The sequence below is a fragment of the Thauera aromatica genome, assembly GCF_023093595.1.
In the GTDB taxonomy this organism is placed as follows: Bacteria; Pseudomonadota; Gammaproteobacteria; order Burkholderiales; family Rhodocyclaceae; genus Thauera; species Thauera aromatica_A.
The window spans coordinates 1-8,859 of the sequence record NZ_JALLIK010000057.1; the positions used below are offsets into that span (position 1 = coordinate 1).

The window sequence follows — 8,859 nt, forward strand, 5'->3', positions numbered from 1 at the left end:
CGATAACGCGAGCACCTTCATGCTCAATAGATCATCTGGCCCCCACGGCGGTCACAAACCCACTCGCGCCCCCTTCGGCGGGCGTGACCGAAAAGTTCACAAGCTCTGAGCCGGAAACCGCTCGATCAGCCGCCGAAACCGCAGCGGAAGACATCGGGGTGTCGAATCAGCGTCCAGTGGCCGCCCCCCGGCCGATGAACAGCGTGCCGAACCAGACGACGAAAAGGATCAACGCTGCCCCCACCAGAAGCCCACCGGTCTGCTGCTGCTGCTCGAGCGAGTAGCTGTTGCAGGCCCGCAGCGGTGCGGCCAGATACAGCCAGCCGAGCACTGCAAGCATGCTGATCATATTGGTCCAGACGAAGCCGCGTCCGATCAGGGACAGCTGCGGCCAGGCGAGCCCGAGGGGCAGGCCGACGAGCAGGGGCACGGTGAGGAACTTGGCCAGTTCGACCGCGGGCGACACCAGGGCGGCATCGAGCACCCGCGGCAGCATCCAGTACGCCATCGCAAACACTGCCACCACCACCCACGCCGCCGGGCCGCCGCTGAGCGCGAGCATGCGCTGCTGCCATTGCGGCGGCAGCCAGCGCGCGGCGAGGAAACCGAGCGCGCCGAGCAGCGGAATCTGCACCAGCATGTGCGTGGCCATCGTCGCCTCGAGCCCGGCCCGCAGCGGCGCCAGCGCCAGCCCCCCGTACAGCAGGAGCAGCGCATGGCGGGCCGTTGCGCGCCCCGCCCTCATCGCAGCGCCTCGACGCTGGCGACGAAACCGTGCACATCCTCGGGATCGCTAATCCGGGCGAGACGCCCCTCGCGGTCGATCAAATGAATCGCGGCGTTGTGCTCGAAGCCACCGCGCCGGTCCGGGATCACCACCACGCCGAAGCGTTCGAGCAGCGCGCCCAGCGTCGCCCGATCCGGGACACGGGCTACGCGCCAGTGCCTGCCGTCGGCCCCGAAGCGGCGGGCGTAGTCACGCAGCTGGGCGGGCTGATCGTGCGCGGAATCGAAGCTCAGGCTCAGCAGGGCGAAATCTCGCTCCAGCGCCTGCGGCGGAACGCGGTCGCGGATTTGCCGGAAGGCCGCCCCCAAGCTCAGGCACACGGTCTCGCAGCGGGTATAGATGAATTCCACCGCCAGCAGCCGGCCGCGGTAGTCATCGAGCGAAAAGAACGCTCCGTTTTGGTCCTGCAGCATGGCGGCGGGCAGCGCCCGCGGGCTGCGCAGCACTTCGGCGCGGCGGGCGCTTTCCGCGGTGAACGCGCTCAGCCCGTCGGTCGCCTGCCACAGGATCGCGGCACCGGCGATGCCCGCCAGCGCCGACGCCAGCACCCCGTGCAGGCCGGCGCTCACGCGGCGGGCAGCCCCACCGGAATGCTGGCGCGCGCATGTTCGCGCCGGGCCAGCCCGAGCCGGAGCAGGAAGCGGACGATGAACAGCAGGCTGGCGGCGATCACCAGTGCCGCGAACACCGACCCTGCCCGATCGTAAGGCAGCCATTCCGGCAGATGCTGGGCGTAGCGGCGTGCCGCCCCTTCCTTGCCGCCCATCAGGAAACTCAGCACGAAGCCCATCCCGCCGACAACGAAGACCCAGAACGCGGCGCGATCGAGGATGCCGTCGCGCTCATCGCGGCGCGCCTTGCCGAGGAAGTACATGAAGCCGAACACCATCGCCACCATCCCGAGCAGGAGGTAGGTATGGAAATGCCCCGGCACCCACAAGGTGTTGTGCATCACGTAGTTGACCGGGATCGTGCCATCGATGAAGGCCGGCATCACTCCCACCGTCCACCCGAACAGGCCGAGGAAGAGCAGCCTGGAACTCATGTCCCAGTCGATGTCGGAGCGGTGCACGATCATCAGCGCGCCATAGCCGGTCACGAGCAGGATCGGGAAGGTGTTCATGTAGCCGATCACGTGCCCCATGACCAGCATCCATTTCGGAAAGGCGAAGTCCATCAGCAGATGGTGGGGGAAGATGAACAGCACCATCAGCGTCGACAGGGTCCAGGCCGCGAGGAACACCTTGCCCGACTTCCACGGCCGCTGCGTGTAGCGCGGCAGGATCTCGTAGACCGCGATCACCGCCATGTAGATGGTGGCGTTGATGAAGACGTGGCCGAAGAAGTAGATCATGGCCTTCGCCAGCAGCGGGTCGATGGCGAACTCCGGCAGATAAAGATTGACCAGCATCATGCTCAGGATCGTCGCACCGACGACCAGGGCGAGGAGATTGACGATGGTGACCATCGTGCTCGCCACCACCGCCGGCGGAGGTGCCTTGCCGTCATCCGCACCGAACAGCTGCGGCCACCCCAGCGCCCGTGCGAAGCTGCCGTAGCGGGCGATCAGCGCCCGGGCGACGTCGAGGTGCAACAGCACGAAGCCCACGCCGATCACCAGCATCCCGCCCAGGAACAGGGCCGCCGCACCGGCCGACCACATTCCCATCGTGTTCCCGGGCAGGGGATAGAGGAAGGTCCATGCCCCGTGGAAATTGCCAAGCAGTACGCTCCCCAGCACCATCACCACCCCGACCAGGAACAGCACCAGGTTCGCCATCAGGATCGCCGGCGACAGATCGACGTAGCGGCTGAGGAAGTGCCACATCACCGCCGCACCGGCCAGCCCTGCGACGCCGACCATGCCGGCGCCGTGGAGCGTCATCAGGCGGTAGAACCACAGCGCGCCGATTTCGATGAAGCGGGCCTGCTCGAGCCGCATCAGAAACCCGAACAGCATCATCAGCAGGATCACCGCGGCCGCCACCACCAGATAGGCGAGCACGCCCGTGCTCGCGCCGCGATCCGTGTCGGGCACACTCTTGTTGTCGGCCATCTCAGTTCCCCCCCACGGTGAGTTCGGCGGTCATCCCGTGATGGACGGTGCCGCAGTATTCGAGACACAGGATGCGGTAGCGGCCTTCGCGCTCGAAGGTGTGGCGGATCACGTTGGTGTAGCCGGGCATCGCCTGCACCTGGGCGACGAGCTTCAGTTCGGGATCGTAGATGCCGAAACCGTGATTGACATCCGCGCTGGAGACGCGGAACTCCACCGGGCGACCGGCTTCGACCCGATTCGGGCTGAGTTCCCAGTACCACAGGTAGCCCTTCGCCTCGACCACCTGCGCCGCAGTGCCCGCTTCGACCGCCCCACCACCGTAGGGCAGCGCCCGCAGCGTGTAGATCATCGCCGAACCCAGGATCAGGGCCAGCACCCAGAACGCACGTGCGCGCAATGCATACGCCCGCTGCGCCAGCCCGGCATAGTCCTGCTCCCGGCGCCGGGAGCTTGCCGCACCATAGGCGAACATCGCGGCGACCAGCGCCATCAGCGCGATCGATACCCACCAGGCTGTCTGCTGCATCAGCGATCCTCCCTCGAAAGCGACCGGAAATCCGATCCATGCCGTTTCTTTATAGTCGGTGCCGATATGTCATGCAATGATGTTCGTCTCCCGCCCATGGTGACGCCCCGCCTGGCGGCCGGCGGTCGTTCCGTCCGCAACCGCTCGCCGGTTTCAGGACAGCCGCCCGGTTTTCGCCGCCATGATGAAATCGTTGTCGTGCAGGCCGCCGATCTTGTGGGTGTACCAGACGATCTCCGCCCAGCCCCAGCCGAAATGGATGTCCGGATGGTGGCCTTCGGCTTCGGCCAGCTCGCCGACGCGGCACACGAACTCCATCGCGCGGCGGAAATCGGGAAAATCGAAGCGGCGGCTCAGACGCCGCCCGCCGTCGCCCAACGACCACTCCGGTATCTGCTGCAGCAAGGCCTGCGCCTGTGCTGCGCTCAGCGGCGGGATGCCGCCGCGGCAGGGAACGCAGGATTTATCGACCAGATCGCCGCCCATGATGTCCTCCTCGCCAGCAGGGCCGGCCGGAATCGGCCGCAGCCCGTGCTGATTCGAGAAGGCCGGAGCCGGCGAGTTCAATCAGCGCGGCGCGGGCAGCACCCTCACCCCGGCGGCGGCATCGGGGATCCTCCGCTGCACGACAAGGCCTAAGATACGGTCTGCACCGCTTGCAGCCCGCACCGATTGCAGCCCCGACGCCTCCCGCTCCACCACGTCCACGCCCCCCTGATGACGCCCGCCACGCCGATGACCGCTCCCCCGCATCCGCTGCGCGCCGTGCGCGGCGAGTTCGTCCATTTCCTCGCCGACCCGGCGGCGTACGGGGACCGCGCGCTCGAACACTTCGCCGACGGCGTTCTCGTCGTCCGCGACGGCCACGTCGCCGAACTCGGCCCCGCCGCCGCAGTGCTGGCCAAACTACCGGCCGGCACACCGCTCGCCGACTACCGCGGCAAGCTGATCCTGCCCGGCTTCATCGACACCCACATCCACTACGCCCAGACCGACATCATCGCCAGCCACGGCGAGCAGCTGCTCGCCTGGCTGGAAAAATACACCTTCCCCGCCGAAGCCCGCTTTGCCGACCCGGCGCACGCCGCCGAAGTCGCCGCTTTTTTCTGCGACGAACTGCTGAAGAACGGCACCACCACCGCGCTCGCCTTCGCCACCGTGCATCCGGCCTCGGTCGATGCGCTGTTCGCCGCCGCGCAACGCCGGCAGATGCGCCTGATCGCCGGCAAGGTGCTGATGGACCGTCACTGCCCGGACTTCCTGCGCGACACCGCCGCCCGCGGCGCGGTCGAATCGAAGGCCCTGATCGCGCGCTGGCACGGTCGCGACCGCCTGCTCTACGCGCTCACACCGCGTTTCGCGCCGACCTCGACGCCGGAGCAGATGCGCCTTGCCGGGCGCCTGTTCGCCGAGCACCCCGGTGTCTACCTGCAGTCCCACGTCGCCGAGAACCGCGCCGAGGCCGACTGGGTCGCCCGGCTCTACCCCGAAGCGCGCAGCTACCTCGACGTCTATGACCGCTTCGGCCAGCTCGGCGCGCGCGCAGTGTTCGCCCACTGTCTCTGGCTCGACGACGCCGACCGCCTGCGCATCGCCGACACCGGCACGGCGATCAGCTTTTGCCCGACCTCCAACCTCTTTCTCGGCTCCGGCCTGTTCGATCTCGAACGCGCGCGCGCGCTGGGCATCCGCGTCGGGCTGGGCACCGACATCGGCGCCGGCACCAGTTTTTCGATGCTGCAGACGCTGAGCGAGGCCTACAAGGCGCTGCAGCTCAGCGGCCAGACGCTGTCGGCGGCAAGCGCCTTTCACCTCGCCACCCTGGGTGGCGCCCACAGCCTCTACCTGGACGGGCGGATCGGCAACTTCCTGCCCGGCAAGGAGGCCGACTTCGTCGTCCTCGACCCGCGCGCCACAGCGCTGCTGGCGCGGCGCAGCGCCGGCTGCGCGACCCTGGGCGAACGCCTGTTCGTGCTGATGATGCTGGGCGACGACCGCGCCGTGGCCGCGACCCACGTGCTCGGCGAGGCCGCCTGGCAGCGCCCGGAATAGCGTGCATGTTTCAGCTCAGGACTCGCACTGCCGGCCGTACTGGATCAGCGCCGGCGCGATCGCTTCGAGTCCCAGCACGCGCCCCGCCGCACCGAGACGGATCGCCTCCTTGGGCATGCCGAACACCACCGAGCTGGCTTCGTCCTGAGCGACGGTGGTCGCCCCCGCATCGAACAGCTCGCGCAGGCCGCGCGCACCGTCATCGCCCATGCCGGTCATGATCACCCCCATCGCATTGCGACCGGCATATCTGGCGACCGAGCGGAACAGCACATCGACCGACGGCCGATGCCGGTTCACCGGCGGCCCATCGCGGACTTCGACCAGGTAATGCGCGCCGCTGCGCCGCACCGTCAGATGGCGGCCACCGGGGGCGATCAGCGCCCGTCCGGCGATCACGCGCTGGCCGTCCTGCGCCTCCAGCACTTCGATCGCGCACACCTGGTTCAGGCGCTGGGCGAACAGCTCGGTGAACTTCTCCGGCATATGCTGCACCACGACGATGCCCGGAATGGTGCGCGGCAAGGCACGCAGCACCACTTCCAGCGCCTGGGTGCCGCCGGTCGAAGTGCCGATCGCGATCAGGCGGTCGGTGGTCTCGGCCAGCGCCTCGTGCCCCGCCCCCGGCGCCGGCCTAGCCCCCCCTGCAGCGGCGGCGGGCGCAAGCGTCCCCTCCCGCCCCGGCGTCGCGGCGGCCAGCTTCATCGCCCGCATGTTCGCCCGTGCCGCCGAGCGCACCGCGCCCACCAGTTCGGCGGCCGAATCGTTGAGGAAATGCTTCAGCCCGAGCGTCGGCTTGGTGATGATCGACACCGCGCCGGCGGCCAGCGCCTGCATCGTGGTTTCCGCCCCCCGGCTGGTGAGCGTGGAGCAGATGATCACCGGTGTCGGGCGCTCGGCCATGATCCGCTTCAGGAAAGTGATGCCGTCCATGCGCGGCATCTCGACGTCGAGCAGGATCACGTCGGGCCAGGCCTGGCGCATCTTGTCGAGCGCGAACACCGGATCGGAGGCGGTGGCGATCACTTCGATGCCCGGCGCCCGGCGCAGCACTTCGCCCATCACCTGGCGGACGACCGCCGAATCGTCGACGATCAGCACCCGGATCGGGTTGTGCGCGCCCCTGCTCCCCGCTTCGCCCACGACCGCACTCATCACGCCCCTCCGGCATCCGCGCCGTCCGGCGCGGATGCCGGAGCCAAGTCGACGACATGGCGCACCCACACTTCCCCGCTACCGACGTCGAAGATCAGGCTGCGGTGCCCGTCGCCAGCCAAATGGGAAGCCCTAACCCGAAACCCGTGCTGGCGCAGCAGGCGCCGCCCGGCCTCGATGTTGCGGTTGCCGATCTCCATCAGTTCGTTCCCCTCCAGATTGCGCGGCATACGGAACATCCGCCCACCGCCGAACAGCTTGACCTGGTACTCGGCCGGCCGGGTGCCCTGCGCGCGCAGCTCGTGCAGGAACAGCGCGATCGCGTCGTCGGCATAGCGCCCGTCGAGCACCTGTCCGCTGCGCCGGCTTCGCGCCGGCAGCATGTAATGGCACATCCCGCCGTGGCGCAGGCGGGGATGCCACAGGGTGATCGACACGCAGGAACCGAGCAGGGTCCGGATGCGGGTGTCGCAGTCGCCGAAGTAGAAGTCGCCCGGCTGCAGGAAGATGTCGATCACATGGCGGCCGGCACGCATCACTGGATCCGCCGATACACCGTCGGCCGCTCCTGGCGCAGCGCGGTGCTGACGCCGTTGAGGCTCTCCGAATGGCCGACGAACAGCCAGCCGCCCGGCCTCAGCTGGCGGGCGATGCGGGCGACGATCTGCTGCTTGGTCGGCAGGTCGAAGTAAATGAGCACGTTGCGCAGGAACACGACGTCGAACTCGCCCACTCCGGCGAGCGGCTCGTTCAGGTTGACCTGGGCAAAGCGCACCCGCTGGCGCAGCGTGGGCATCACCTGCAAGGTGCCGGCGCGGCTACCGATGCCGCGCAGGCAGAACCGCCCGAGATAGTCGCGGGGGATGCCGTCGATACGGTTCATCGCGTAGATGCCGGCACGTGCCTTGTCCACGACCTCGCGGCTGATGTCCGAGCCGAACACATCCCAGGGGTGCTGCTCGCCGAGGCGGTCCATCAGCACCATCGCGATGCTGTAGGCCTCTTCCCCGGAGGAGCTGGCCGCGCTCCAGACCCGCAGCGCACGCCCGCGCGGCACGGCATCGAGCACCGGACCGGCGAGATACTCGAAATGCTTCGGTTCGCGGAAGAAGTAGGTCTCGTGGGTGGTCAGCAGATCGACCATGCGCTGGAATTCGTCGGGCGCACCACCGCCGGTGACGACCCGGTAATAATCGCCGTAGCTGGGCAAGGCCAGCGCCCGCAGGCGCCGGTTCAGGCGCCCGCTGACGAGATGCTTCTTCGATGACGGCAGGTCGACACCGGCGGCACGGCGCATCAGCGCGCGGAACTGGCTGAACTCGGTGTCGCTGATGGTGATTTCGCGGCGGTACATGCAGACTCGTCAGTGCATCGCATGGCCACCCTCGGCGAGGGTGGCGAAGGTGGCGATCTCATCGACCGAGAACACCCGGCCGACATCGAGCACGACGATGAAGCGCCCTCCGACCCGCGCCATCCCGGCGATGAAGTCGGTCCGGATGCGCGCCCCGAAGCTGGGCGCAGGCTCGATCTCCGAGCCCCCGATCTCCAGCACTTCGCTCACGCCGTCGACCAGCACGCCCAGCGTCTGCCGCTGCGCCCCCCCGTCGCTTTCCACCTCCACGATCACGATGCACGAGCGCCGCCCCACCGTCGAGCGCGCCCGGCCGAACCGCGCCGACAGATCGATCACCGGCACTACCGCGCCGCGCAGGTTGATCACCCCACGCACCGTCGGCGGCGTCATCGGCACCTCGGTCAGGCTGCCGTATTCGATGATCTCGCGGATCTGCAGGATGTCGATCGCGAATGTCTCGCCGTTCAGCATGAACACCAGGTACTGCCCCCCGCTCGAACCCGTGGGCGCACCGGCAACGGTCAGGTTGGTTTCCGACATGGCCTCGCCCCGCTCAGAAACGCACGTACTCGGCATCTCCGGCCGCCACCAGCGCCGGTTGCGCGAGCCGGCGCGGCGCCCCTCCGCCCGGACGCCCTCCGTCGGGACGGCGCACCGCCACCTCCGCCTCGCCCACCTCGCCCGTTTGTCCTTCGAGCCGGAACTGGCCTACCAGCTGCTGCAGCTGCGCCGCCTGGGCGCTCATCTCCTCGGCGGTCGCCGACAGCTCCTCAGAGGCCGACGCGTTCTGCTGCGTGGTCTGGCTGATCTGCCCCATCGCGATGTTGATCTGCCCCGCGCCCGCCGACTGCTCCTCCGAAGCCGCCGTGATCTCCTGCACCAACTCGGCCGTGCGCCGGATCGACGGCACCATCTCATCGAGC

General features: G+C 68.5%; 10 protein-coding genes and 1 pseudogene. 1 reads left to right on the plus strand and 10 read right to left on the minus strand.

The features are described 5' to 3' along the window. Positions 1–166: 166 nt before the first annotated feature. From MXC99_RS00825 to MXC99_RS00845, 5 genes are all read right to left on the minus strand, one after another. Positions 167–745 carry a hypothetical protein gene (locus MXC99_RS00825; RefSeq protein ID WP_247723737.1) on the minus strand — a complete coding sequence of 193 codons (579 nt, stop codon included), beginning with the start codon at positions 743–745 and terminating at the stop codon, positions 167–169. Next, positions 742–1,356: an SCO family protein gene (locus tag MXC99_RS00830; protein WP_247723738.1), complete on the minus strand. Its 615-nt coding sequence runs from the start codon at positions 1,354–1,356 to the stop codon at positions 742–744. The genes MXC99_RS00825 and MXC99_RS00830 overlap by 4 nt, the downstream gene beginning before the upstream one ends. Beyond that, positions 1,353–2,843, minus strand: coding sequence for a cbb3-type cytochrome c oxidase subunit I (locus MXC99_RS00835; protein ID WP_247723739.1), 1,491 nt, complete (start codon positions 2,841–2,843; stop codon positions 1,353–1,355). Before MXC99_RS00835 ends, MXC99_RS00830 begins: the two co-directional genes overlap by 4 nt. A gap of 1 nt (position 2,844) precedes the next feature. Continuing rightward, a complete protein-coding gene (locus tag MXC99_RS00840) occupies positions 2,845–3,372 on the minus strand; it encodes a cytochrome C oxidase subunit II (protein ID WP_247723740.1) in 528 nt (175 codons plus the stop codon). Between the two features lie 153 nt (positions 3,373–3,525). Then, the gene (locus tag MXC99_RS00845) at positions 3,526–3,858 is read right to left on the minus strand and encodes a 4a-hydroxytetrahydrobiopterin dehydratase (protein ID WP_247723741.1); all 333 of its coding nucleotides are present in this window, start codon (positions 3,856–3,858) and stop codon (positions 3,526–3,528) included. Between the two features lie 249 nt (positions 3,859–4,107). On the opposite strand from MXC99_RS00845, the gene guaD reads away from it, so the two are divergent. Further along, entirely contained in the window at positions 4,108–5,424 is a 1,317-nt protein-coding gene (gene guaD / locus MXC99_RS00850; RefSeq protein ID WP_247723742.1) for a guanine deaminase, read from the plus strand. A gap of 15 nt (positions 5,425–5,439) precedes the next feature. Here the strand turns inward: guaD and MXC99_RS00855 are convergent, their stop codons facing one another. The 5 genes and pseudogenes from MXC99_RS00855 to MXC99_RS00875 form a co-directional block, all read right to left on the minus strand. Then, complete coding sequence (locus MXC99_RS00855; RefSeq protein ID WP_247723743.1) at positions 5,440–6,579, minus strand: protein-glutamate methylesterase/protein-glutamine glutaminase; 1,140 nt, start codon at positions 6,577–6,579, stop codon at positions 5,440–5,442. After that, complete coding sequence (locus MXC99_RS00860) at positions 6,579–7,115, minus strand: chemotaxis protein CheD (RefSeq protein ID WP_247723744.1); 537 nt, start codon at positions 7,113–7,115, stop codon at positions 6,579–6,581. The genes MXC99_RS00855 and MXC99_RS00860 overlap by 1 nt, the downstream gene beginning before the upstream one ends. Next, positions 7,115–7,933 carry a CheR family methyltransferase gene (locus tag MXC99_RS00865; RefSeq protein WP_247723745.1) on the minus strand — a complete coding sequence of 273 codons (819 nt, stop codon included), beginning with the start codon at positions 7,931–7,933 and terminating at the stop codon, positions 7,115–7,117. Before MXC99_RS00865 ends, MXC99_RS00860 begins: the two co-directional genes overlap by 1 nt. Positions 7,934–7,942: 9 nt before the next feature. Then, entirely contained in the window at positions 7,943–8,476 is a 534-nt protein-coding gene (locus MXC99_RS00870; RefSeq protein WP_247723746.1) for a chemotaxis protein CheW, read from the minus strand. A 13-nt stretch (positions 8,477–8,489) separates the two neighbouring features. Further along, positions 8,490–8,859 (minus strand): annotated as a pseudogene (locus tag MXC99_RS00875) (methyl-accepting chemotaxis protein); the annotation flags it as partial.